Below are 24465 nucleotides of genomic sequence, written 5' to 3'. Positions count from 1 at the left end.
GAGCATGCCCGAGTCGTACGGTTCGATGGGCGGGTCCAGGGTGCGCACAGCGTGGCCTTTCCTGGGTGTTCGTCGTGTGCCCCGAAAAGGGCCCTCGGGGCGGGCCGGGCGGGGGGCGGCCGGGGTCCCTCCGGCGGGTCGGCGGCCGGGCCGTGGGCCCGGGGGCGGACTAGAGGCGGTCCAGGAGTTCGGCCTTCTTGTCGGCGAACTCCTGATCGGTGAGCAGGCCCTCCGCGTGCAGGCGTCCCAGCTCGCGGATCTTGGCGAAGACCTCCTCGGCGCCGCCCGCCTCACCGCCCTCCAGGGCGGGCGCGGCGGGCGCCCGTCCGATGTACGCGTTGAGGGTGGCCGCCATGAGGAAGGTCTCCTCGGCGCCCTTGGAGCCGTGCGAGGCGAGGGTGAAGAAGTCGTTCTCCAGGGAGGTCGCCTCGGGCAGGGTGACCCCGCGCAGCACGATGCGCATGTACCCCTCGGTGACGTCGACCTGCGGGTGCCAGTGCACCGAGTCGATCTCCGTCAGCCGGTACTCGCGGGACTTCTCCTTCTCCTTGGCGCTGCTGGCCAGCCACCCGTCCCATTGCAGGCGCACCTTCTCGCCGTCGAAGGAGGCCGACCCCTCCGCGGTGCGCGCCTGCACCGGCGGCCGGGCGACCAGGGCCCGGGCGACCTCGGTGCGGTCCAGCTCTCCGGTGAGGGTGTCGCGGGCGTAGCGGGCCAGGTCGCGGATCTTGTCGGCGACGTACTCGGCGACCAGCTCGGTGTCGTGGGGGCCGGTGAGGACCAGCGGGGTGAGCGCGTTCCGGGCGGACACGCCCAGCACGACGTAGGGGTCCACACCCGGGACCAGGTCCAGCCGCAGCCGCCACCCGTGCCTGCGGTCGCCCTGGTGGAAGTCCACCTCGCGCACCGCCGCCAGCGGGACCTCGCACCCGGCCAGCGCCTTGAACAGCGTCGGCACCTTGCGCCCGGAGTCGAAGCGGATCCGCACCGTCTCGTCGTCGATCCTCCAAAGGGCGTGGTGCCCGCGCAGTTCCTCCATGGCTCACCATCCTAGGGCGGGCGGGCACGCGCTAGCGGGGGCGCGGCGCCGGGCGAGCGGCCGGTGAGGGGTCACCGGGGCGCATCGGGGGTAGAAACGCCAGCACACCGGCCCCGGAGCGAGGCGGGTGCGGATCCGAAAGGTCGAGGCGATGTCCAAAGAGGCGGCGGCCGAGGGGGCCGCGGAGTTCCGTGCGGCGCGCGATCTGCTCCTGCGGCTGCGGGAGGACCGCGAGGCCGCGCACCGGGAGTTCACCTGGCCCCGGCCCGAGGTGTTCAACTGGGCGCTGGACCACTTCGACGAGGTCGCGGAGCGCCGGCCGGACCGCACGGCGCTGTGGATCGTCGACGAGGACGGCACGGAGGAGAAGCACACCTACCGGCGGATGGCGGAGCGCTCCTCCCAGGTCGCCAACTGGCTGCACGCCCAGGGCGTGCACGCGGGCGACCGCATCCTGGTGATGCTCGGCCCGCAGGTGGAGCTGTGGGAGATCACCCTGGCGGCCGTCAAGCTCGGCGCCGTGGTGGTGCCGACCGCCACCAACCTGACCGAGGGCGACCTGGTGGACCGGTTGGAGCGCGGCGAGATCAAGCACGTGGTGTGCTCGCCGGTGGACACGGAGAAGTTCGAGGGCCTGAGCGGCCACTGGACCCGCATCTGCGTGGGGTACATGGACGGCTGGCTCGGCTACCCCGACTCCGAGCACGCCGGGCTGGACTTCCACCCGGCGCAGCGGATCGGCCCCGACGCGCCCCTGCTCGTCTACTTCACGTCGGGCACCACCGCCAAGCCCAAGCTGGTGGTGCACACCCAGCGCTCCTACCCGGTCGGGCACCTGTCCACCATGTACTGGCTGGGCGTGCGGCCGGGGGACGTGCACCTCAACGTGTCCGTGCCCGGCTGGGGCAAGCACGCCTACAGCAGTGTCTTCGGCCCGTGGAACGCCGAGGCGACGGTGCTGGTGGTGCGCCAGGACCGCTTCTCCTCCGAGCGCCTGCTCGACGAGATCGTGCGCTGCGGCGTGCACACCTTCTGCGCCCCGCCGACGGTGTGGCGGATGCTGGTGCAGACCGACCTGGCGTCGTGGAAGGTGCCGCTGCGCGAGGCGCTGGCCGCCGGGGAGCCGCTGAACGCGGAGGTGGTGGAGCACGTGCGCAAGGCGTGGGGCCTGACGGTGCGCGACGGGTTCGGCCAGACGGAGACCACCCTGCTGGTCGGCAACTCCCCCGGACAGCACGTGGTGCCCGGGTCGATGGGCCGCGAGATGCCCGGCTACCGGATCGTGCTGGCGGACCCGGTCACCGAGGAGCCCGGCGACAGCGGCGAGATCTGCGTGGACCTGTCCGACGAGCCGGTGGGGATCATGAAGGGGTACGCCGACAGCCCCGACCTGACCCGGCTGGCGACCCGCCGGGGCCTGTTCCACACCGGGGATCTGGCCTCCCGGGAGGCCGACGGGCACATTACCTATATCGGCCGCGGCGACGATGTGTTCAAGGCCTCGGATTACCGCATCTCACCATTCGAACTCGAAAGCGTGCTCGTCGAACACGAATACGTGGCCGAGGCGGCGGTGGTCCCCTCGCCCGATCCGCTGCGGCTGGCGGTCGCCAAGGCGTTCGTGACCCCGGCCCCGGGGGTGCCGGCCACGGCGGAGACGGCGCGGGCGATCCTGGAGCACGTCCGGGCCCGCCTGTCCCCGTACAAGAGGGTCCGCCGCCTGGAGTTCGCCGAGCTGCCCAAGACGGTGTCGGGCAAGATCCGCCGGGTGCAGCTGCGCCGGGAGGAGGCCGAGCGCGGGCCGGTCACGGACGGCTCGCGCCACCCCGCCGAGTTCTGGGAGGAGGACTTCACCGGGCCGGGGGCCTGAACCGGCACCGGCCTATCCGGAGAAATGCGTCTCAACAAATGAGACGAACATTTCACCATTGTCGCGATTACCGCCTCCCACCATGTGACCCTCGTCCGAAATACCGGCGTAACCGCGTTCGGGCCCCGCGGCCGCGCTAGTGTGCAGGGTGGCGGCACCGCACGAGCGAGGACATAAGGGGAGCAGCAGCATGCCCAGCACCAACGACACACGGGTGGTCGACTACAAGCCGCTCATCGCCCCCCGGGACCTGCTCGCCGAGCTTCCCCTGGGAGATGAGCGCACCGCCCTGGTCGAGCGCTCCCGCACCGAGGTCAAGCGGGTCCTGGACGGTGAGGACGACCGCCTGCTGGTCGTCGTCGGCCCCTGCTCCGTGCACGACCGCGAGTCGGCCATGGACTACGCCCACCGCCTCATCGAGCTGATCCCCTCGCTGAGCGAGGAGCTGTGCGTGGTCATGCGCGTGTACTTCGAGAAGCCGCGCACCACCGTCGGCTGGAAGGGGCTCATCAACGACCCCGGCCTCGACGACACCTACGACGTGCAGCGCGGCCTGCGCCTGGCCCGCGAGATCCTGCTGGACATCAACTCGCTGGGGCTGCCCGCGGGCACCGAGTTCCTCGACCCCATCACCCCGCAGTACATCGCCGACGCCGTGTCCTGGGGCGCGATCGGCGCCCGCACCACCGAGAGCCAGGTGCACCGCCAGCTGAGCAGCGGCCTGAGCACCCCGGTGGGCTTCAAGAACGGCACCGACGGCGACGTGCAGGTGGCCGTGGACGCGGTCGGCGCGGCCGCCGCCTCCCACACGTTCTTCGGCGTGGACCCGGCGGGCGCCGGCTCGGTGGTCGTCACCGAGGGCAACCCCGACTGCCACGTCATCCTGCGCGGCGGCCGCACCGGCCCCAACCACGACACCGCCTCGGTGAACGCGGCGCTGGACGTCATCACCAAGGCCGGGCTGCCGCGCCGCCTGATGATCGACGCCAGCCACGCCAACAGCGGCAAGGACCACGAGCGCCAGCCGGGCGTGGCCGCCGAGATCGCCGCCCAGGTCGCCGAGGGCCAGGACGGCATCATCGGCGTCATGCTGGAGAGCTTCCTCGTCCCCGGCGCCCAGAAGCTGGGCGACCCGGCGGACCTGGTGTACGGCCAGTCCATCACCGACAAGTGCATGGGCTGGGACACCACCACCGAGGTGCTGACCACCCTGGCCGAGGCCGTCCGGGCCCGCCGCAAGACCGCCTAGCCGGTCCGCACACGCACCGGCGCCCGCACCGTTCACGAACGGGGCGGGCGTCGTCGTTCCCAGGGCCGGGCCTAGCGGGTCGCGGACTCCCGCGGGAGGACCTCCAGGGCGGCCAGCAGCTCGCGGCCCAGGGCCTCGCAGTCCCCCGGTTCGAATGCGTCGGCCCCGGATTCCAGGCGCAGGGCGAAGGTGTGCGTGCCCGCCGGGCCGCTCACCCAGCCGACCCACCACCCCGGCGCGCCCCCGCCCTCGCAGGCCGCGCGGCCGTGCAGCGTGTGCCCCTCGCCCTCCTCCACCAGGGTGAGCGCGTGCAGTGCCCGCTGGTGGGCGGCGTCCACCGGCAGTTCTCCGCGGGCCAGCTGGGCCAGGAACTCCGTCTGCTCCACCGCGGAGACCCCCAGCGGGCCCCGCGCCCAGAAGTCGTCCTCCCCCGTGCCGACGTCGCGGTTGCCGTACTCGAACCGGTCCACCCACGGTGCCAGCCGGTCCCGGCCCACCCGCTCCACCGCGTCCCGGTGGGCGGCCTCCCCGGCGCCCGCCACCGCCCCCGCGTCGGCGGCCGCACCCGTCTGGAGCGCCACCAGCGCCGTCACCAGGTCGAACGTCTCCCCCGGCACCGCGCGCTCGCGCGCCCGCCCGGGGTCCACCAGCACCGAGGTGCGGTCCTGTGTGTCGTAGAGCACGAACGTGCCCGTCGCCCCGGCCCGCTCGAACACCGCGGCCAGGTCCGCCCGCTCCACCGCGGCCACGTCCCCGCCCACCGCGGCGGCGTTGTCCGCGCCCGGGGACGGGCCCGGCCCCTCCCCGTCCTCCCGCGGAGCGGCGCAGCCCAGCAGCGCCGCCAGCGTCGCGCCGACCACCGACGCGCACCCGATCCGTCTCATCCTCCGCGTGTCCACCAGCACTCGGTCTCCCTCGGTACACGAACCGCAACGACCCGATTCCGTTCCGTTCACCGCACACGGTAGTCCGTGCGCGCCCGCCCCGCCGGGGATTCGACCGGTCCGTTCGCGCGGGCGGCCGCACGGCGGCGGCCGCCCTTGGGAGCGGCCACGGCCGCTGCTAGGCTGAACGTGTTGCTGACCCCGTACGGGAGAGTGCCCGCGCAGCCGGCGCGGGCCGCCGAAGGAGCAATCCCTCCCCGAAACAACCTCTCAGGCACAGTGGACCGTACGGGCGAGACCACTCTGGAAAGCAGGGACCGCGTCCCTCGCCGAAGGTGCAAGCCACGCCGAGCGCGCGGTGAAGCTCTCAGGCACAGATGACAGAGGGGGAGGATGGCAACGCCTATGCACGATACGACGCCCATCCTCTCGGGAGTACCCATGTCAGAGCCCGCGTCCGCGTCGCGGCCCACCGCCCTGCGCGCGATCCACGAGAAGGCCGGTGCCTCCCTCGTCGACTTCGCCGGGTGGCTCATGCCCCTCCGCTACGGCAGCGAGACCGCCGAGCACAAGGCCGTACGCGAGGCCGCGGGCCTGTTCGACCTCTCCCACATGGGCGAGATCCGCCTCACCGGCCCCGACGCCGGGCGCGCCCTCGACCACGCCCTGGTCGGGCACCTGTCGCAGGTCAAGCCGGGCAAGGCCCGCTACACGATGATCACCGACGCCGACGGCGGCGTCCTGGACGACCTCATCGTCTACCGGCTCGGCGAGGAGGAGTACCTCGTGGTGGCCAACGCCGCCAACGCCGACGTCGTCTCCGCCGCCCTGGCCGAGCGCGCCGCCGGGTTCGACGTCGAGGTCGCCGACGAGTCCGCCGAGTACTCGCTCATCGCCGTCCAGGGCCCCCGGGCCGTGGAGATCCTGGCCCCGCTCACCGACGCCGACCTGGACTCCATCCGCTACTACGCGGGCTACGAGCACACCGTCGCCGGGGTCCCCGTCCTGCTGGCGCGCACCGGCTACACCGGCGAGGACGGGTTCGAGATCTTCGTCAAGCCCGCCGAGCGCGCCGTCGAGGTGTGGGAGGCGCTCATCGCCGCCGGCGCCGACCGGGGCCTGGTGCCCGCCGGGCTGTCGGCCCGCGACACCCTGCGCCTGGAGGCGGGCATGCCGCTGTACGGCCAGGAGCTGAGCACCGACCTCACCCCCTTCGACGCCGGGCTGGGCCGCGTGGTCAAGTTCGACAAGGAGGGCGACTTCGTCGGCCGGGCCGCCCTCGAAGAGGCCGCCCGCACCGCCCGCCCCCGCCGCCTCATCGGCCTCGTCGCGCGCGGACGCCGTCCGCTGCGCCGCGGCCAGGACGTGCTGCGCGACGGCGCGGTCGTCGGCACCATCACCAGCGGCGCGCCCTCCCCCACCCTGGGCAGCCCCATCGCCATGGCCTACGTGGACGGCGAACTCGACACCGCGACCGGCGCGTTCACCGTGGACGTGCGCGGCCGCGGCGAGGACGTCGACGTGGTCGAGCTGCCGTTCTACAAGCGGCAGGCCTGAGAGACGTGGGTCCCGCACCAACGGGACCCCACGCGCCCCGCGCGGCTGCACCCCTGATCGGGATCGGCACGGGCGGGACGCGATCCGGACGTAGGCCGGGCCGGGCGGCCGTCACCCGGCGGCGCGGCAGGAATGAAGAGAACCTCCAAGGAGAGTTGAAGTGAGCGTTCCCACGGAGCTGGGTTACACCGCCGAACACGAGTGGGTCTCGATCGAGGACGGGGTCGCAACGGTCGGCATCACGGCGTTCGCCGCCGAGTCCCTCGGCGACATCGTCTACGTCGAGGCCCCCGCCGCCGGCACCACCGTGAGCGCGGGCGAGACCTGCGGCGAGGTGGAGTCCACCAAGTCCGTCAGCGACATCTACTCCCCCGTCGACGGCGAGGTCGTCGAGGTCAACGCGGACCTGGAGGGGGAGCCGGAGTCCATCAACTCCGACCCCTACGGCGCGTGGCTGTTCAAGGTGCGCCTGGCCGGGGAGCCCGGCGCGCTGCTCTCCGCGGAGGAGTACACCAAGCTGACCGAAGGCGAGGACTGACCCCCGATGGCCACCGACAACACGCTCAACCAGAGCCTGAGCGAACTCGACCCGGAAGTCGCGGCCGCGGTCGACGCGGAGCTGGGCCGCCAGCGCGACACCCTTGAGATGATCGCCTCGGAGAACTTCGCTCCGCAGGCCGTCATCGAGGCGCAGGGCACCGTCCTGACCAACAAGTACGCGGAGGGCTACCCGGGCCGCCGCTACTACGGCGGGTGCGAGTACGTCGACGTCGTCGAGCAGCTCGCCATCGACCGGGCCAAGTCCCTGTTCGGTGCCGAGCACGCCAACGTACAGCCGCACTCGGGCGCCCAGGCCAACACGGCCGTGTACTTCGCCCTGCTCAAGCCGGGCGACACCATCCTCGGTCTGGACCTGGCCCACGGCGGCCACCTGACCCACGGGATGCGGATCAACTACTCCGGCAAGGTCCTCAACGCCGTGGCCTACCACGTGCGCGACGAGGACGGCACCGTCGACTACGACGAGGTCGCCGCCCTGGCCAAGGAGCACCAGCCCAAGATGATCGTGGCGGGCTGGTCGGCCTACCCGCGGCAGCTGGACTTCGCCCGGTTCCGGGAGATCGCCGACTCCGTGGGCGCCCTGCTCATGGTCGACATGGCGCACTTCGCCGGCCTGGTCGCGGCGGGCCTGCACCCCAACCCGGTGCCGTTCGCCGACGTGGTCACCACCACCACGCACAAGACCCTGGGCGGCCCGCGCGGCGGTCTGATCCTCACCAAGGCCGAGCTGGCCAAGAAGATCAACTCCGCGGTGTTCCCCGGTATGCAGGGCGGGCCGCTGGAGCACGTGATCGCGGCCAAGGCCGTGGCGCTCAAGGTCGCGGCGGGCGAGGAGTTCGCCGACCGCCAGCGCCGCACGGTGTCCGGTGCCAGGCTGCTCGCCGAGCGCCTGACCCGGCCCGACGCCGCCGAGGTCGGTGTGAAGGTGGCCTCCGGGGGGACGGACGTGCACCTGGTGCTGGTCGACCTGGTGGACTCCGAGCTCAACGGCCAGGAGGCCGAGGACCGGCTGCACTCCATCGGGATCACCGTCAACCGCAACGCGGTGCCCAACGACCCGCGGCCGCCGATGGTGACCTCGGGTCTGCGGATCGGCACGCCGGCGCTGGCCACGCGCGGGTTCGGCGACGAGGACTTCGCCGAGGTCGCCGACATCATCGCCGAGGCCCTCAAGCCCGAGTTCGACGCACAGGCGCTGAGCACCCGGGTGCGGGCGCTGACCGAGAAGTACCCGCTCTACCCCAACCTGTAGGGCCCCGCCGTGCGGGGCCGCCCGGCCCCGCACGGCATCCGTCCGGCAGGCACGGCCCTGTGCTCATCCGGGCCCTGTGCTCAACGAGGAGGACAGACCCTTGGCCATCAGCGTGTTCGACCTGTTCAAGATCGGTATCGGACCCTCCAGCTCCCACACCGTCGGGCCGATGAAGGCCGCCCGCACGTTCGTCACCCGGCTGCGGGAGAACGGACTGCTGGACGAGGTGGCGCACGTGCGCGCCGAGCTGTACGGGTCGCTCGCCCTCACCGGCAAGGGGCACGGCAGCGACACGGCCGTCGTGCTCGGCCTGCTCGGCCACACCCCCGAGGGGGTGGACGTGGACACCGTGCCCGCTCTGGTCGACCGGGTGCGCACCGAGCGCTCGATGGCGCTGGGCGGCCCGGACGGGCCGGTGGTGGACTTCGACCCGGCCGTGGACGTGGACTTCCGCCGCAAGGAGAGCCTGCCCGACCACCCCAACGGGATGCGGTTCGTCGCCCGGGACGCCGCCGGCGGCGAGCTGGCCGCCAAGGTGTACTACTCCGTGGGCGGCGGGTTCGTCGTGGACGAGCGGGCGGCGGGGGCCGACCGCATCAAGGCCGACGACACCGTGCTGCCGTACCCGTTCGACACCGCCGAGGACCTGCTGGCGCTGTGCGCCGAGACCGGCATGTCGATCAGCGCGATCATGCGCGCCAACGAACGCGCCTTCGGCCGCACCGACGCCGAGATCACCTCAAGGCTCCTGGAGATCTGGACGGTGATGCGCGCGTGCGTGCGCCGCGGGGTGACCACCGAGGGCACCCTGCCCGGCGGCCTGCGGGTGCCGCGCCGTGCGCACCGGCTGTACCGCCAGCTCGGCGGCAACTGCGACGACGCGGGGCTGCTCGCCCCCACCACCGCCGACCCGGACCCGATGCGCGGCAGCGACTGGATCACCCTGTACGCGCTGGCGGTCAACGAGGAGAACGCCGCGGGCGGCCGGGTGGTGACCGCGCCGACCAACGGCGCGGCGGGCATCGTCCCGGCGGTGCTGCACTACTACACGCACTTCAGCCCGGGCGCGGGCGAGGAGGGCGTGGTCCGGTTCCTGCTGACCGCCGCGGCGATCGGCATCCTGTTCAAACAGAACGCGTCGATCTCCGGCGCCGAGGTCGGCTGCCAGGGCGAGGTCGGCTCCGCGTCGTCCATGGCCGCCGCGGGCCTGGCCGAGGTCCTGGGCGGCACCCCCGCCCAGGTGGAGAACGCCGCCGAGATCGCCATGGAGCACAACCTGGGCCTGACCTGCGACCCGATCGGCGGCCTGGTCCAGGTCCCGTGCATCGAGCGCAACGCGCTCGCCTCGGTCAAGGCCATCAGCGCGGCCCGCATGGCCCTACGCGGCGACGGCAGCCACTTCGTGTCCCTGGACAAGGTCATCAAGACCATGCGCGACACCGGCCGCGACATGCACGACAAGTACAAGGAGACCTCGCGCGGCGGCCTCGCCGTCAACGTGATCGAGTGCTGACCGGCTAGCGCGTGTGGAGCAGCATGTCGATGTCGCCGGGGAAGGCGTGCATCCCCGTCGCGGGGTCGAAGACGCGCCCGTCGCGGCCGCAGTAGAACAGCCGCGACCACACCCGGTACAGGTGCTCCCGCAGGGGCGCGCGGCGGCGGTAGCCGATCCAGGCCCGGGTCCAGCCGCCCAGGGCGACCACGGCCACGACGGCACCGCCGATGGCGACGGGCCGCAGGACGGATTCGAGCAGCCCCGGAGAAGTGGTCAGCAGGACCACCAGTCCCACGGAGGCGAGCCCCGAGATGGCGGCGAAGCCGGTGCCGAGCCACTTCACGACCAGCGAGGGGATCGAGACCAGCAGGAAGAAGAGGAACATCACCGCCGTCGAGGCGTTGTTCTCGGTCGCCAGCGCCAGGACGGCGAGGATCGCCGCGGTGACCCCCAGGAAGAACCGGAAGCGGTCCGGCGCGGGCTCCAGCCACAGGTCCAGGGACTGCGCCAGGTGGGTCTGGCTGTGCGAGTGGAACCGGTGGTGGGCGGTGGCGTCGCCGATGTACACCGAGGTCGATCCGGCGTAGCCGGTCGTCCCGGGGATGTACGAGGTTCCGGAGACGGAGGTGTCCGAGCTTCCCGCGCTCACGATCGCGGGCACGCTCGCGATCTGGTCCGACTGGTGGCACACAGGGCAGGGGGTCATGGGCACGTCCCGGAGCAGGCTGACACGAAACAGCCGTTAGCGTAGCCGGTCGGGTACGGCGGGTCCGAGCACCGGGTACCGATGGCCGGAAACGGACACCCCGGGCCCGGACCGCGGTCCGCGCGGCCGCTCAGGCGAGGCTGCGGCGGGGGTTCTTGGCCGGGGCGGTCATGGACATGCGCACCACCGCCGGGACGCGCTCCAGCTCCAGGGAACGGCGCAGGTTGGCCAGTGCCTCGGAGCGCACGCGCCGCCACACGCCGGCGACGTCGGCGTCGTCGTCCAGGGTCAGCGCCAGCCGCAGGTGGGGTTCGTCGGCCGACTCGGTGAGGCGGGCCCGGGCCCGGCGCACGCCGGGGTAGTCGGCGACCTCCTGTTCCAGGGCGCCGCGGGCGACGCTCTCGGGGAGCTCGACGCGGCCGTCGGCGCCGCGTTCGAGCACCAGGCGGCCGATGGTGTCGTTGAGGCCCTGCACCAGGAGCCAGCGCAGGGCCAGGAACGCGGCGACGAACGCCACCGCCACCACCGCGTACGGCATCCAGGCGGAGGCCAGGGCGCCCCGGACCGCGTCGTTGAGCAGGGTGTCCCCGGCCACACTCGCCCCGAACAGCCCCCGTCCGGCCGCGAGCGCGGCGGCGCCGGCCGCCAGTAGCACGACCCCCACCAGCAGCAGCCCCTGCCGGTTGCCCCGGGCCGACCTGCGCGCCCTGTCCCGTGCCATGGTCACACCTCCGCGTAACGGACGTGGGTGGCGATCCGCAGGCTGCGCAGCGGGGCCAGCTCCTCCAGCCGCCGCTCCACGGCGGCGGTCACGTCGGCGGGCAGCCCCGGTGCCTCGCGCATCCCGGTGCGCACCTGCACCCGGATGCGGCTGCCGCGCACGTGCACCCCCACGTGGTCGACGCCGTCGACGTCCTGGGCGGCGGCGGCCACCGCGCGGCGCAGGGCGCTGCGGGTCATGCCGACCACCAGGGCCGGGTCGTCGGTGCGCAGCGCCGTCCAGTGCCCACGCCCCGGCGCGAGCGCGGCCACGATCAGGACGAGCCCGATCAGCGCCAGCAGCGCGGACGCGATCTGCACCGACGGCTGCGACCAGGTGGTGGTCTGCGCGTACTCGGTGGCGGTGCCGACCGGGAACAGCCCCAGCGGGCTGCCCGCCAGCGCCGCGATCACCTCGGCCGCGGCGACGACCGCGACGATGAGGATCACGAACCCGGTGATCACCGCGGGCCAGGACCGGCGCGGCCGGAACGTGTGGACGGCCACTCTCCTGGCCTCCCGGTCGACCCCCTGGTCGGGACGGCCGAGCACCTCTTCCACGGTGGTCATCGCAACTCCTTGTACGGCGGTCCCCGACCGGGCCGGGGAGGTCCTCCCCGGCCCGCCGTCGCGGAGCGGTGGAACGGTGCGGTCAGCGCACCGTTTCGGCGATCTCGATGTCGATGTGGTGGACCTGCTTGCCGGTGGTGTGCTCGACCCGCTCCCGGACCCGGGTGCGGACGAGCGCGGCGATCCGGCGCAGGGGTTCGGGGTAGTCCACGCGGATCCGTACGCGCAGCAGGACAACGTCCCCGTTCACCTGGGCGCGCACCGCCCGGCCCTTGGTCGCCGCCCCCGCGCCGGGGACCTCGTCCACGGCCCGGGCGGCGGCCTTCTCGATGACCCCGCTCGCGATGTCCGTGCGCCCGCCGGGGTCGCGCGGGTGCTCGGAACGGACGTGCCGTCCCCGGGCGGCGGTGCGTTCCCGCTGCCGGGGGACGTCCTGGATGCGTGTTCCCGTCACGGCCGGACCCGTCAGGCCGAACGCCGCGAGAACATCTCGCTCAGGTCGATGTCGCCCTCCATGGCCCGGCCCGCGACGAATCCGGCCAGGCCCAGGACGAGCACAAGCGCGAAGGCCGCGAATCCGCCGAACGCGCCCGCCAACCCCAGCACCGTCCCGTAGGACAGTCCGACTATGGGCCACATGGCCTCCCCCTTCTGTCCAGCGCTCATCTCGTTTGCGGTCGGGTCCGGGTGTCCGCCGCGCCGGCGACCACGTCCTCCACGGAGATGTGGACGGCGCGGCCGCCGGCGAGCGGGGCGAGCGCCGCACGGAGCTCGCCGGCGATCCGCGGCAGCGGTCTCCCGAAGTGGACGACGACGCCGACCTCGACGGTGTCCGAGCGCACCGCCACCCCCCGGACGCGGCCGCCCGGCACGGGGGTGGACAGCGTCCCGAACGATCCCGCGGACAGTTCGACCACGTCCGGGGAGCGCAGGGCCGCCCGGGCCACCCGCCGGGCGATCTCCCCCGGCTCGTCGGCGTCGCCCATCACTACTGGACCCTGGGTGCCGCGTCCGCGGTGTCGCCGCGTGCGCCGTCGCCGTCGTCGTCATCGGGCAGGTGGATGTCGCCCACCCTGATGTTGATCTCGGTGACTTCGAGACCGGTCATCTTCTCGACGGCGTTGGTGACGTTGCGGCGCACGGCCGTGGCGAGGTCCTGGATGGCGGTGCCGTACTCGACGACGAGGTCGATGTCGACGGCGGCCTGCCGCTCCCCGACCTCCACGGCGACGCCGCGCGCCACCGATCCGCTGTCCCCGCCGCCGGTGACGGCGTCCCTGACGGCCCCCATGGCGCGGGCGGCGCCGCCGCCCATGGCGTACACGCCGCCGACCTCACGGGCGGCCATGCCCGCGATCTTGGCGACGACGCCGTCGGCGATCTGGGTGTGGCCGCCTTCGCTCGCGGCGTCCCCGCGGCGGCCCGCCTCGCGGGCGCCCGGCACCCTGGCCTCGGTCCTGGTATCCGACACTGGTCCCCCTGGCAGTGCAAACGAGCCCGTTCGGGCTCCGATCGGGTGGGCGGCGTCAGCGCTTGAAGACGTCCTTGATCTTCTCGCCGGCGTTCTCGACCGCTTCCCCGGCCTTGTCCTTGAGCTCCTCGGCCTTGTCCTTGACCTTGTCGGCGGTGTCCTTGGCGCTCGCCTTGGCCTGGTCGACCTTGCCCTCGGCCTCCTTGGACCGGTCGCCGGTCGCCTGGCCGTAGGCCTCCTTGGCCTTGCCGCCGAGGTCGTCGAAGTGCTTGCCCATGTGTGTTCACGCCCCTTCGCCCGGGAGTTCCGTCCCGGGGTTTCGGACCGAAACCCGCGTCCCCTGTTCCCCCGGGGGACCGAACGGGTTTCGAACTAGATCACACCATATACGCACTCTGAGTAGTCAACAAGGCACTTGGAGTAAGGTTTTGTGTGACAGAACAGGTAACGTCATCCCCATCCCTGCCCCAAAGACGGTCCGGGAACCCTGTCACGGACAGAAAACGAAGGGGCGCCCGAAGGCGCCCCTGGAACGTCCGAAAACAGGTACGGGTCGACTCACCCGAAGACGACGGTCTTGTCCCCGTTGAGGAGGACACGCCGCTGGGCGTGCCAGTTGACGGCGCGGGCCAGCGCCACCGACTCCAGGTCGCGGCCGATCTCGGTGAGCTTCTCGGGGCTGTCGGTGTGGTCCACCCGGGCCGCCTCCTGCTCGATGATCGGCCCCTCGTCCAGGTCGGCGGTGACGTAGTGGGCGGTGGCGCCGATGAGCTTGACCCCGCGCGCGTGCGCCTGGTGGTAGGGCCGGGCGCCCTTGAAGCTCGGCAGGAACGAGTGGTGGATGTTGATGATCCGGCCGGACATCTTGGTGCACAGCTTCTCGGACAGCACCTGCATGTACCGGGCCAGCACCACCAGGTCGACGTCGTAGGAGCCGACCAGCTCCAGCAGCCGGGCCTCCTGCTCGCCCTTGGTCTGCGGGGTCACCGGCAGGTGGTGGAAGTCCACCCCGTAGGAGTCGGCGAGGAACTCCAGGTCCGGGTGGTTGGAGACCACCGCGGCGATGTCGATGTCGAGCAGGCCGCTGCGGTGCCGGTAGAGCAGGTCGTTGAGGCAGTGCCCGAACTTGGACACCATCACGATCATGCGGGGGCGCACGTCGCGCGGGCTGAGCGTCCACTCCACGGAGGCGGCGCCGGCGCCGCCGAAGTCCCCGGCCAGCGCCGCGAAGGCGCCGCGCAGCACGTCCTCGCCGGTGACCCCGTGCTCGCCCGCCTCGGCCACGAACTGCATGCGCAGGAAGAACCGGCCGGTGTAGTGGTCGCCGTACTGCTGGCTCTCGGTGATGTTGCAACCGTGGTCGGAGAGCAGGTTGGCCACCGCCGCGACGATGCCGCGGCTGTCGGGGCACGCCAGGGTCAGGATGTACTCGCGCTCGCTCATGGAGAGAAAACCGTTTCTGGGGTCGGACCGGCCGTGCGGCCGTGACGCCCCAGGATATCCGCCGGAGGGCCGTCGCGGGGGCCCGCGGCCGAGAGCGGTCGCAGCTCACACCCCCCGGGCGGGGTCGCGACCCGACACCGTCGGGCATTCGGGGCCCTTCGGGCGATTCCGACGGATCACTCTATTTCCGCTCAGGGAATATGAAAATGATTCATGTTCTGGCATCCTCGGAGGCATGACAAGCCTGCGTGAGAAGTACGAGGCCGCCACGCGCGAACTCCAGGCCCCCTTCGCCATGGTCGACCTGGCCGCCTTCCGCGCCAACGCGGCCGCCCTCACCCGCCGCGCGCACGGCAGGCCCATCCGGGTCGCCAGCAAGTCGGTGCGCTGCCGCGAACTGCTGCGCACCGTGCTGGAGATGCCCGGCTACGAGGGCGTCATGGCGTTCACCCTGCCCGAGGCGCTCTGGCTCGCCCAGGGCGACCCCGGCGGCCCGGTCGGCCGCGACATCCTGGTCGCCTACCCCACCACGGACACCGACGCCCTGGCCCGCCTGGCCGCCGACCCCGCCGCCCTGGGCGCCGTCACCCTCATGGTCGACGACCCCGCCCACCTGGACCTCATCTCCAAGGCCGTGACCGCCGCCGAGGGCTCCGGCGCCCGGCCCTCGGACGCGCCCCCCGTCCGGGTCTGCCTGGACATCGACACCAGCTGGCAGCCGCTGGGCCCGCGCGTGCGCATCGGCAGCCTGCGCTCCCCCATCCGCACCCCCGCCCAGGCCGCCGCCCTGGCCCGCGCCGTGCTGCGCCGCCCCGAGCTGCGCCTGGACGGGATCATGGCCTACGAGGCGCAGATCGCCGGGCTCGGCGACGCCCCGCCCGGGCGCCCCCTCTTCGGCCGGGTGCTGCGCGCCGTCCAGCACCGCTCCGCCGTCGAACTCGCCAAGCGCCGCGCCGCCATCGTCCGCGCGGTCCGCGAGGTCGCCCCGCTGCGCTTCGTCAACGGCGGCGGCACCGGCAGCCTGCACACCACCGGCCGGGAGAGGGCCGTCACCGAGCTCGGCGCCGGGTCGGGCCTGTACCACCCGCACCTGTTCGACTACTACAGCTCCTTCCAGGGCCGCCCCGCCGCCCTGTTCGCGCTGCCCGTCGTGCGCCGCCCGGCCCGCGGCGCGGTCACCGCCCTGGGCGGCGGCTACCTCGCCTCCGGCCCCGCCGACCCGCTGCGCCTGCCCGTCCCCCACCTGCCGGCCGGGCTGTCCTACAGCGCCAACGAGGGCGCGGGCGAGGTCCAGACCCCGCTGCTGGGCGCCGCCGCCGACACCCTGGAGATCGGCGACCTGGTGTGGATGCGCCACACCAAGGCCGGGGAGCTGTGCGAGCGCTTCGACACCCTGCACCTCATCGACTCCGACACCGGCACCTACGTGCGCCCCGTCCCCACCTACCGGGGCGAGGGGCGGGCGTTCCTGTAGTCCGGGCCCGGGAACGGCGAAAGGGGCCCGCGCTCATCGAGCACGGGCCCCTCCGCTGTGTCGTCTACCTGCGCCTGCGCCGCACGATCAGCGCCACCACGCCGACCGCGATCACCGCGCCGACGCCCACCGCGAGGATCACGGCCTCGGGGGGCAGCTGCCCGCGCGACTGGTAGGTGGTCACGACCTCGTCGTCGCCCTTGAGGAGGATGCTGCCCTCCTCCGGCTCGACCAGGTGGCTCTCCACCCGCACCGCGCCGCCGCCGACGACCAGGGCCCGCGCCTCGTCCAGGATCCGGCCGCCCGTCTCCTTGACCTTCGCGACCTGGCGCCGCGCGATGTTCGCGGGCGTGGCCGTCACCACCAACTCGTCGATGGTCTCGGCGAGTCGCCGCTGCTCGCGGTTGATCTCGGCCTCGATCTCGGCCGGGGTCCGGCGCGGTTCGGTGTCGCCTGCCGCCATCTGGGCCGCCTCTCTCAATTAGCGCAGGGTCGTGTGAGATCCCGTGTCGGAGCCGGTGTCCCGGCCCCCGTCCTCCGCGCCGTCGGACGGTCCGGAGAATCTCAGCGCGCCGTCGATTCCGTCGACCACACGGAAGAAGTCCCGCGTGGACAACCACAGTTTATAGATGATGGCGATCTCGAAGGCGAGGAGCAAAACACCCGCCACCGCGGTGATCCAGCCGATAGCGGACGGGGCGCCCGCCAGCGCGGCCACCACCGGGGCCACCACGAACACCGCCATCTGGAACTCGATGCCGCCGACCAGGTGGGTGCGCACCCGGCGCGCGTTGAGCGCCGACCAGACCCGCTGGTACCAGGGGAAGCGCGAGCGGAACTCCTGGTGCAGGTCCACCTTGGGCAGGGTCAGGTCCGGCTGCTTGCCCGCCGTGCGCCGGTTGCGGTTCTCCCGCTCGGTCTGGGTGCGCAGGATGCCCTCCAGCACCGCGATCCCGTGCCGCAGCACCGCCTGCTCGCCGCCGTCGCTCATGGTGCGCCCGCCCGCGCCGGTCGCCGCCGAGGTGTCGTCCTCGTCCGGGCCCAGCATCGTCAGGGTCGCCCGCGCCCGCTCCAGCGCCGCAGCCAGGTGCGAGCGCATCTCCCGGCGCACCTTGTACACCTGGAGCGCGTTGAGGTAGCGCAGCATGTCCAGGAACACCACGGCCAGCGCCAGCCACACGAACCACACCGGGTCCGCGCCCGGGTCGGCCTCCTCGGCCACCACGTACTGGCCGCCCATCAGGGCCACCACGCACACCAGCACCCGGAACCGGTCGGTCACGTAGTCCACCCAGGCGCCGAACACCGACTCGGTGCCGGTCAGCCGGGCCAGCTTGCCGTCCATGCAGTCCACCAGGAACGACAGGTAGTACAGGACCGCGCCCAGCAGCAGGAACTCCCTGTACCCCAGGGCGAAGCAGACCGCCGCGCCCAGGCCCAGGAAGAGCGCCAGCACCGTCAGCTGGTTGGGGGTGAGGGAGGTACGGTTGGCGACCTGCCGCACCAGGCGGACCGCGATCGGGTCCACGAGGTAGACCGTCCACCAGGAATCGCGCTCCTTGAGCGTGCGGTCCCTGACCTCGTCGAGCGTGAATGCAGGCATCGGTGCCGAGACTCCCAACCGACCAATCGTGAAGTGCGTCAACAATAGGTGATCGAACCGCCGCCCGATCCCAAAGCGTACGAACCGAACCGGAATCGCAACCGAACCACGGGACTCCCCCACCCCCGCCGCCACCGGGTCGTTAGTGTGGTCGGCGAGACCGACCGGGGCCGCCGCGGCACCCGGTGACAGAGAGGAACCCCACGTGAGCGACCCCATTCGTCTGGAGCCCGGCGACCAGGCACCCGACTTCACCCTGGAGGACGCCGACGGCAAGCCCGTGACGCTGAGCGAGGTCCTGGCCCGGACCGGCAAGAGCGTCGTCCTCTACTTCTACCCCGCCGCCATGACGCCCGGCTGCACCACCGAGGCCTGCGACTTCCGCGACAACCTGCGCGACTTCGACGCCGCGGGCTTCACCGTCATCGGCGTGTCGCCCGACACCACCGACAAGCTGGCGAAGTTCCGCGAGAAGGAGGGCCTGACCTTCACCCTCGTCGGCGACCCCGGCAAGGAGACCCTGCGGGCCTACGGCGCCTTCGGGGAGAAGAAGAACTACGGCCGCCTCGTCCAGGGCGTCATCCGCTCCACGGTGATCGTCGGCGCCGACGGCAAGGTCGCCAAGGCCTTCTACAACGTGAAGGCGACCGGCCACGTCGACCGTATCAAGAGGGAACTGGGCGTCTGAGCCCCGCCGGCCCCGGGCCGCGGGGTCCCGCGGCCCGGCGGTCGAGCCTCCCGCCGATCCCGGTACAGTTGTGCCGACGGGCACGCCCGGGGGCCGTAGTCCAATTGGCAGGAGACGCCAGCTTTAGGTGCTGTACAGTGCGGGTTCGAGTCCCGCCGGCCCCACTCGACTCCCAGACGACCCTGCTCGGGGGCCTTCGGCCGCCTCGCCGGGTCGTCTCGTCATATCGCCCGGGGGGCGACCCCCGGACCCCCGCGGACATCAGGGTCGCCGCGAAGGCGCGCGGGCCACCGGCCCGGGCGGCCCTCTGCGTCCGTTCGCCCCTCAGCGCCCCAGCAGGGCCCACAGGACGATGGTCAGCAGGATCAGCACCCCGACCGCCACCGCGATGACCCGCACGGGCGCGCCCGCCCCGGTCTTCCCGGCGTGCCGTCCGGGGTTGGTGAGCCCCAGGGTGTCGGTGGACTCGCGCAGCGAGGCCACGAACGCGCTCATCGCCTCCGGGCTGTTGCGCAGCCGGTCGCTGATGTTCTCGGCCAGCACCCGGCCGCCCGCCTTGAAGTGCTCCCGGGCGGACTCGCGCTGCTCGGGGACGGCGGTACCGGAAGCCTGCGCGGCGGCCTCACCCTCGGTGGCCTGCGCCGATCCCTCCGGTTCCGCGGACGCCTCAGTCGCCCGGGACTCCGCCGACTCGCCCGGTTCCGCGGCGTCCCCGGACTTGCCCGGGCGCTCGCCCTCGTCGGTGCTCCACGGGGCCAGCGCCGCGATGCGCAGCATCTTGGCGGCGTTGTCCGCGGTCAGCCGCTCGGCGGCCTCCACCTTGAGCAGCCCGGCCAGCGCCGGCGCGAGCGGGCCCGCCTTGGTCGCCGTCGCGGGCTCGTCCAGCGGCTCCTGGCGCAGGATCTTGATGTAGCCCTTGCGGTCGTAGGGGGTGCGCCCCTCCACCGCCGCGTACAGGGTGGCGCCCAGCGACCACAGGTCCGAGGCCGGGCCCACCGGGCCGGCCTTGGCCCGCTCCGGCGACAGGTACGCCGGGGAGCCCACGATGCGGCCGGACTCGCTGAGCGCGGACTCGCCGTTCCAGGCCGCCAGGCCGAAGTCGGTGAGCACCACGCGGCCGCCGCTGGTGATCATCACGTTGCCGGGTTTGACGTCGCGGTGCACGATGCCCTCGTTGTGCGCGACCTTCAGGGCGTCGATGAGCTGGAGCCCGATCTCGGCCACCCGCTGGTAGGGCAGCGGGCCGCCGACGTCGATGATCTCCTCCAGGGTGGAGGCCTCCAGCAGCTCCATGACGATCCACGGGCGGCCGTCCTCGTCGACCACGTCGAGCACCGTGATGAGGCTGGGGTGGCTCAGCCGCCCGGCCACGCGGGCCTCGCGGGTGGTGCGCTGGAGCAGGGACTCGCGGTCGGACCGGCTCAGCGATTCGGGCAGGCGCAGCTCTTTGACCGCGACCTCGCGGTCGATCACCAGGTCGAGGGCGCGCCAGACGGTGCCCACGCCGCCCCGGGCGATCTCCGAGGTCAGCTGGTAGCGCCCTTTGAGCAGACGGCCCTCAGGCATGGGGGCGATCTCCGGGAGCTCCTGTGTGCTCTCCGAATCGGGCGCCGACCCGGGGCGCCGGGTGTGGGGGTTGTCTAGGGAGGACACTGTTATCCACGGGTCCATTCACCGGCCATGGTGGCCTCCTGCGGAGCATTGCGGTCGCTGTCACCACGTAGGTGCACGGATCACTCGTTATACCAGCAGGACGTCGGAGCCCTGCCGGGCGTTGCCATAACACCGGCACATAGGTTCGCTTTCGTTATGTCCCGGGAATGCGAACACATGCACCGTTGACCTCTCCTTTACCCGCCCGGGGTAAGGAGGGGTCCACGTCCGGGTGGGATGCACCCGGACGCGGATCGGTTCACTCCCGTCCCAGGTTTCACACCCAGAGTTCGTCGGGGGTGCGCACCTCGACCGGGCCGACCCCGGTCCCGGCGAGCGGGGAGCGCAGCCGCTCGGCGTCGCCGACGACGATCACCACCGCCTCCTCCGGGTGCAGGTACTCGACCGCGGCCGAGTCCAGGTCCTTCTTGGTGAGCCGCTCGTACCCGGCCCGGACGGTGTCCACGTGGTCGTCGGGCAGGTCGTGGACGACCATGTCCACCAGGGCCCCGGCCATGGAGCGGGCGGTGGAGTAGGTCACCGGCAGGCCGACCGTGTTGGCGTCGCGCACCGCGGTCAGCTCCTCCTCGGTGACCCCGCCCTCGCGCAGCTTCGCCACCTGCTCCAGGGAGGAGGTGATGGAGTGCGCGGTGGTGTCCGCCTCCACCTGCGCGGACATGAAGAACACCCCGCTGTCGCGGCGCAGGTCGAACCGCGCACCCGCGCCGTAGGTGTAGCCCAGGCGCTCGCGCAGCTCCAGGTTGAGCCGGGAGGTGAACATGCCGCCCAGCACCTCGCCGACGCCCTCGGCGCGGGGCAGGTCCACCTGCGAGCGCGAGGGGGCCCGGTGCGCGATGACCAGGGCCGACTGCACCGACCCGGGCCGGTCGACGATGAGCACGCGGGGCAGCTCCCCGGGCGGCGGGGCGGGCTCGGTGATGACCCGCGCGGGCGCGGGGGCGGTGTCCCCGAACACGGTCTTGCCCAGCTCCACCAGGTCGACCCCGCTCAGGTCGCCGACCACCACGAGGGTGCCCGCGGTGGAGGCCAGGGTGTCGGCGTGGTAGGCCGCGACGGTCTCGGGGGTGATGTCGGCCAGCTTGACCGGGCCGCCGGCCAGCGGGGTGGCGTAGCGTCCGGTGAACAGCTGCCCGCCCAGGCTGCGCATGGCCAGGGTGCTGGCGGTGGCGGCCTCCAGCCAGAAGCGCTCCAGCAGCTGCTCGCGGCGGCGGACGATGTCGTCGGGGTTCAGGGCGGGCCGGCGCACCGCGTCGGCGAAGAGCCGGACGGCCTCGCCCAGGCGGCCCACGGGCACGTCCACGCCGGTGATGAACCCGTCCCAGCTGATGCGGGACACCCACTCGGCGCCGTGCCGCTCCAGGGCGGGGGCCAGGGAGCTGTTGCCGTCGGGGCCGTCCTCCAGCACCTCGCTGGTCAGGGCGCCCACGCCCATGGTGTCGAGCGGCTCGACCGCGCCGCCGTAGGGGTGCACCAGGCGGACGGAGACGAGGTACTGGCCGGGGACGTCGATCGCGACGACCGTGCCGCCGCCGACGGTGATCCGCTCAGGCCGGGGAAAGGTGTAGGAGGCCGGAGTACCGAGGTCCGGGCGGTTCTGCGACATGCTCAGCGACTCTTTCTGTGGTGGCTCGGCGGGACTCAGGCGTCGGCAGCGGCGTCGGCATCATCATCGGAGGCCACCGCGGCGGCCCGCGCCTCGGTCTCCAAGGCCTCCGCGGCGGTCTCGGGCTCGGGGTCGAACCGGACGACGAGCAGGTTCTCGTCGACGAGCAGCCGCTCGGCGGCGGCCCGCACCTCCTCGGCCGTGATGTCCTGCCACCGGGTCGGCCAGGTCAGCGCCAGCTCGGGGTCGTCGAACAGCTGCGTGCAGGAGCTGATCGCGTCGGCCAGCCCGGCGGGGCCGGAGATGGACTGCAGGTGGTCCCGCTCCAGGACGGCGCGCGCCCGGTCGAGCTCCTCCTCGGTGACGCCCTGGGCGACCTTGGCGAGCTCGGCGCGGATCTCCGCCTCCAGGGTGTCGCCGTCCACGTTCTCGCGGGCGAGCATGTTCACCAGCAGTAGGCTGTCGGTGTAGCGGAACGGCAGGACGTCGGCGGCGGCACCGCCGTCGTCGGCGGCGATCGGGCGGTCCACGACCAGGGACCGGTACAGGCGGCTGCCCTGGCCCTGGCCGAGCACCGCCGAGAGCAGGTGGGCGACGTCGAACCCGCGCTCGCCGTAGGCCGGCGCCCGGTAGCACAGGAACACCCCGGCGGCCGGGACGGTCTCCACGACCAGGTCGCGCAGCGGGCCGCCCAGCGGGGCCTTCAGGACGGGGTCGGGGGCCTGCGGGACCTCCTCGCGGGCCGGGATGCCCCCGAAGTACTTCTCCACCCGGGCCAGCACGTCCTCGGGGGCCAGCTCGCTGACCACGGTGATGACGCAGTTGTCCGGGCCGTAGTGGGCCTTGTGGAAGGACTTGACGTAGTCCAGGTCCGCCGCGTCCAGGTCGGCCATGGAGCCGATGGTCGGGTGGTGGTAGGGGTGGCCCTCGGGGTAGGCCAGGCGCAGGATGCGCTCCAGGGCGGTCCCGTAGGGCTGGTTGTCGTAGCGCTGGCGGCGCTCGTTCTTGACCACGTCGCGCTGGTTGTCCAGCACCTCCTGGGTCATCCCGTCGCGCAGGGTCGCCAGGCGGTCGGCCTCCAGCCACAGGATGCGGTCCAGGGCGTGCTCGGGCACCGTCTCGTAGTAGTTGGTGCGGTCGGTCGAGGTGGAGGCGTTGATGTCGCCGCCCAGCCGCTCGATCTCCTCGAAGTGCTCGCCCTTGGCGACGTTGCCGCTGCCCTGGAACATCAGGTGCTCGAAGAGGTGGGCGAACCCGGTCCGGCCGGGGACCTCGTGGCGGGACCCGACCCCGTACCACAGGTTCACGGCGGCCACCTGACCGGTGGAGGCGGGCGCGGTCACCAGACGCATCCCGTTCTCCAGCGTGTACTGAACCAACTGTCCCGCCGCTCCGATGCCGGTCACCAGTGCATGCACCCCGATTCACGCCGTCGCCTGTAACCCGTCACCGCGCCGAAGCGGTGACGACTACGACCCTACGGCCTTCGGACACCCGGTGGACACCCGAATCGGCGTACCCGCACCGGATCAGTTGCTGTAGCCGTCGGTGTTCATGGAGGCGGCGACCTGGTCGTAGACGGCGCTGTACTGGGAGTCGGCCGACCACACGTAGAGCAGGACGTCGCTGATCGGCAGGAACCACATGCGCACCTCGAAGGTGTCGTCGTTGGCGCAGGTCACCTGCCACACCGAGTGGTGGGACTTGAGGTCGTTGGCGTGCACGGTGAAGTCGGAGACCTTCAGCTCCGCCTTGGAGACGCCGATGCCGCCGGAGGCCGCGGTGTTGAGGCTGCGGCAGCTGCCCGTGTTGTCCGCCCAGCCGTCGTCCTTGGCGTGGGCGTCGCCCTTCTTGGGCCAGTCGTTCGGGTTCTTCTGCGCGGCCCGCGGGGTGAGCTGGATGGACCCGTAGGCGCAGGCGGCCTGCCCGGGCGGGGTGGCGCACAGGACGCCGCCCTCGTTCTGGATCTCCCAGCCCTCGGGCATGTCGATCGTGATGCCCTCGACGGTCTGGGAGGTGAACCCCTCGGGGCCGGGCGGCTCGACGGCGGGCACGACGCCGCTGGCGCCCAGCTCCAGGCCGAGCTCCTCCCCGCCCTCGCCGCCGGAGTCCCCGGAACAGGCCGTGAGGAGCAGCAGGGAGACCGCCGCGGCCGCCGCCCCCGCGGCGCGCGCACCGCGCGTCCGATCCCCTCGCCCGTGGATGCCCGCCATCGCCTCGTCCCTCTCAAGCCGTGCGTTCCGCTGGTCAGAACACAGTCGACCTTAGGGCATGTTCCGGTAATACTCACCGTTGCTGATTCCGTGGTCGGATATCAGCATCCCGAACGTTTCCGCCCGGGAGGTCCGTGCCGGTGTCACCACAACGCAGGTTGGATGCCCTGACGACGGTCTCCCGCTTCCTTCCGCTCGCGCGGTGTTGCGCCACCTGCCCGCCCCGCCGGGGCCGTGCGGCCCCGGCGGGTGGTGCGGGTCCTATGGTCGGCTCCACGAGGCTTCGACACTTGCGTGTCCCGGTCTCCGGCCACTCCGGTACCGGTACTACTGCTCACCCGCGCCGCCAGGGCG

25 protein-coding genes, 1 tRNA gene and 1 riboswitch are annotated in these 24465 nt (G+C 72.5%); of the genes, 9 read left to right on the top strand and 17 right to left on the bottom strand.

All coding sequences use genetic code 11. The features are described 5' to 3' along the window. Positions 1-169 precede the first annotated feature (169 nt). Positions 170-1039 carry a DUF4429 domain-containing protein gene (locus tag ACJOT3_RS14110; RefSeq protein WP_406972758.1) on the bottom strand — a complete coding sequence of 290 codons (870 nt, stop codon included), beginning with the start codon at positions 1037-1039 and terminating at the stop codon, positions 170-172. Positions 1040-1190: 151 nt separating this feature from the next. Between ACJOT3_RS14110 and ACJOT3_RS14105 the strand changes: the two genes are divergently transcribed. Both ACJOT3_RS14105 and ACJOT3_RS14100 read left to right on the top strand, forming a co-directional pair. After that, entirely contained in the window at positions 1191-2909 is a 1719-nt protein-coding gene (locus ACJOT3_RS14105) for an AMP-binding protein (protein ID WP_406972756.1), read from the top strand. 190 nt (positions 2910-3099) lie between these two features. Then, positions 3100-4158, top strand: coding sequence for a 3-deoxy-7-phosphoheptulonate synthase (locus ACJOT3_RS14100; protein ID WP_406972754.1), 1059 nt, complete (start codon positions 3100-3102; stop codon positions 4156-4158). Positions 4159-4229: 71 nt separating this feature from the next. Here ACJOT3_RS14100 and ACJOT3_RS14095 read toward each other — a convergent pair whose 3' ends face one another. Next, complete coding sequence (locus ACJOT3_RS14095; protein WP_406972752.1) at positions 4230-5042, bottom strand: penicillin binding protein transpeptidase domain-containing protein; 813 nt, start codon at positions 5040-5042, stop codon at positions 4230-4232. Positions 5043-5238: 196 nt separating this feature from the next. After that, positions 5239-5339: riboswitch (glycine riboswitch) on the top strand. 144 nt (positions 5340-5483) lie between these two features. Between ACJOT3_RS14095 and gcvT the strand changes: the two genes are divergently transcribed. The 4 genes from gcvT (at position 5484) to ACJOT3_RS14075 (ending at position 9925) form a co-directional block, all read left to right on the top strand. Next, a complete protein-coding gene (gcvT, locus tag ACJOT3_RS14090) occupies positions 5484-6599 on the top strand; it encodes a glycine cleavage system aminomethyltransferase GcvT (protein ID WP_406972750.1) in 1116 nt (371 codons plus the stop codon). A gap of 160 nt (positions 6600-6759) precedes the next feature. Beyond that, positions 6760-7137, top strand: coding sequence for a glycine cleavage system protein GcvH (gcvH, locus tag ACJOT3_RS14085; RefSeq protein WP_406972748.1), 378 nt, complete (start codon positions 6760-6762; stop codon positions 7135-7137). Between the two features lie 6 nt (positions 7138-7143). Beyond that, the gene (glyA, locus tag ACJOT3_RS14080; RefSeq protein WP_406972746.1) at positions 7144-8412 is read left to right on the top strand and encodes a serine hydroxymethyltransferase; all 1269 of its coding nucleotides are present in this window, start codon (positions 7144-7146) and stop codon (positions 8410-8412) included. 100 nt (positions 8413-8512) lie between these two features. Beyond that, positions 8513-9925, top strand: a complete 1413-nt coding sequence (locus ACJOT3_RS14075) for an L-serine ammonia-lyase (protein WP_406972744.1) — start codon at positions 8513-8515, stop codon at positions 9923-9925. A gap of 4 nt (positions 9926-9929) precedes the next feature. Here the strand turns inward: ACJOT3_RS14075 and ACJOT3_RS14070 are convergent, their stop codons facing one another. From ACJOT3_RS14070 to purU, 9 genes are all read right to left on the bottom strand, one after another. Further along, complete coding sequence (locus ACJOT3_RS14070) at positions 9930-10613, bottom strand: hypothetical protein (protein ID WP_406972742.1); 684 nt, start codon at positions 10611-10613, stop codon at positions 9930-9932. Positions 10614-10743: 130 nt separating this feature from the next. After that, positions 10744-11334, bottom strand: a complete 591-nt coding sequence (gene amaP, locus ACJOT3_RS14065) for an alkaline shock response membrane anchor protein AmaP (RefSeq protein ID WP_406972740.1) — start codon at positions 11332-11334, stop codon at positions 10744-10746. Between the two features lie 2 nt (positions 11335-11336). Then, entirely contained in the window at positions 11337-11942 is a 606-nt protein-coding gene (locus ACJOT3_RS14060) for a DUF6286 domain-containing protein (protein WP_406972738.1), read from the bottom strand. An 82-nt stretch (positions 11943-12024) separates the two neighbouring features. After that, complete coding sequence (locus ACJOT3_RS14055) at positions 12025-12396, bottom strand: Asp23/Gls24 family envelope stress response protein (protein ID WP_406972736.1); 372 nt, start codon at positions 12394-12396, stop codon at positions 12025-12027. 11 nt (positions 12397-12407) lie between these two features. Continuing rightward, on the bottom strand, positions 12408-12608 hold the full coding sequence (locus tag ACJOT3_RS14050) for a hypothetical protein (RefSeq protein WP_406972760.1): 201 nt from the start codon (positions 12606-12608) through the stop codon (positions 12408-12410). Then, positions 12605-12928, bottom strand: a complete 324-nt coding sequence (locus tag ACJOT3_RS14045; RefSeq protein ID WP_406972734.1) for a hypothetical protein — start codon at positions 12926-12928, stop codon at positions 12605-12607. The genes ACJOT3_RS14050 and ACJOT3_RS14045 overlap by 4 nt, the downstream gene beginning before the upstream one ends. A gap of 2 nt (positions 12929-12930) precedes the next feature. Then, on the bottom strand, positions 12931-13413 hold the full coding sequence (locus ACJOT3_RS14040) for an Asp23/Gls24 family envelope stress response protein (RefSeq protein WP_406972732.1): 483 nt from the start codon (positions 13411-13413) through the stop codon (positions 12931-12933). A gap of 55 nt (positions 13414-13468) precedes the next feature. Continuing rightward, positions 13469-13690 (bottom strand): CsbD family protein, encoded by a 222-nt coding sequence (locus ACJOT3_RS14035; protein WP_406972730.1) that lies wholly within the window; start codon positions 13688-13690, stop codon positions 13469-13471. A gap of 281 nt (positions 13691-13971) precedes the next feature. After that, positions 13972-14856, bottom strand: a complete 885-nt coding sequence (gene purU, locus ACJOT3_RS14030; RefSeq protein ID WP_406972728.1) for a formyltetrahydrofolate deformylase — start codon at positions 14854-14856, stop codon at positions 13972-13974. A 235-nt stretch (positions 14857-15091) separates the two neighbouring features. Here purU and ACJOT3_RS14025 point away from each other — a divergent pair, with 235 nt between their 5' ends. Then, on the top strand, positions 15092-16330 hold the full coding sequence (locus tag ACJOT3_RS14025; RefSeq protein ID WP_406972726.1) for an alanine racemase: 1239 nt from the start codon (positions 15092-15094) through the stop codon (positions 16328-16330). Between the two features lie 64 nt (positions 16331-16394). Here ACJOT3_RS14025 and ACJOT3_RS14020 read toward each other — a convergent pair whose 3' ends face one another. Both ACJOT3_RS14020 and ACJOT3_RS14015 read right to left on the bottom strand, forming a co-directional pair. Continuing rightward, positions 16395-16793: a DUF3618 domain-containing protein gene (locus ACJOT3_RS14020; RefSeq protein ID WP_406972724.1), complete on the bottom strand. Its 399-nt coding sequence runs from the start codon at positions 16791-16793 to the stop codon at positions 16395-16397. Between the two features lie 18 nt (positions 16794-16811). Next, entirely contained in the window at positions 16812-17933 is a 1122-nt protein-coding gene (locus ACJOT3_RS14015; protein ID WP_406972722.1) for a CDP-alcohol phosphatidyltransferase family protein, read from the bottom strand. A 205-nt stretch (positions 17934-18138) separates the two neighbouring features. Here ACJOT3_RS14015 and bcp point away from each other — a divergent pair, with 205 nt between their 5' ends. Both bcp and ACJOT3_RS14005 read left to right on the top strand, forming a co-directional pair. Further along, complete coding sequence (gene bcp / locus ACJOT3_RS14010; protein ID WP_406972720.1) at positions 18139-18621, top strand: thioredoxin-dependent thiol peroxidase; 483 nt, start codon at positions 18139-18141, stop codon at positions 18619-18621. Between the two features lie 89 nt (positions 18622-18710). Beyond that, positions 18711-18785, top strand: a tRNA-Leu gene (locus ACJOT3_RS14005). A gap of 160 nt (positions 18786-18945) precedes the next feature. Here ACJOT3_RS14005 and ACJOT3_RS14000 read toward each other — a convergent pair. From ACJOT3_RS14000 to ACJOT3_RS13985, 4 genes are all read right to left on the bottom strand, one after another. Then, positions 18946-20187 carry a serine/threonine-protein kinase gene (locus ACJOT3_RS14000; protein WP_406972718.1) on the bottom strand — a complete coding sequence of 414 codons (1242 nt, stop codon included), beginning with the start codon at positions 20185-20187 and terminating at the stop codon, positions 18946-18948. A gap of 364 nt (positions 20188-20551) precedes the next feature. Next, a complete protein-coding gene (locus ACJOT3_RS13995; RefSeq protein ID WP_406972716.1) occupies positions 20552-21898 on the bottom strand; it encodes a M16 family metallopeptidase in 1347 nt (448 codons plus the stop codon). A 35-nt stretch (positions 21899-21933) separates the two neighbouring features. After that, positions 21934-23304: a M16 family metallopeptidase gene (locus ACJOT3_RS13990; RefSeq protein ID WP_406972714.1), complete on the bottom strand. Its 1371-nt coding sequence runs from the start codon at positions 23302-23304 to the stop codon at positions 21934-21936. A 123-nt stretch (positions 23305-23427) separates the two neighbouring features. Continuing rightward, the gene (locus ACJOT3_RS13985; protein ID WP_406972712.1) at positions 23428-24111 is read right to left on the bottom strand and encodes a hypothetical protein; all 684 of its coding nucleotides are present in this window, start codon (positions 24109-24111) and stop codon (positions 23428-23430) included. Positions 24112-24465: the final 354 nt, after the last annotated feature.

The organism is Nocardiopsis protaetiae, assembly GCF_045446735.1.
Taxonomy (GTDB): Bacteria; Actinomycetota; Actinomycetes; order Streptosporangiales; family Streptosporangiaceae; genus Nocardiopsis; species Nocardiopsis protaetiae.
Note: the sequence above shows the minus strand (reverse complement) of the source record. Positions and strands in the feature narration are given on the sequence as shown.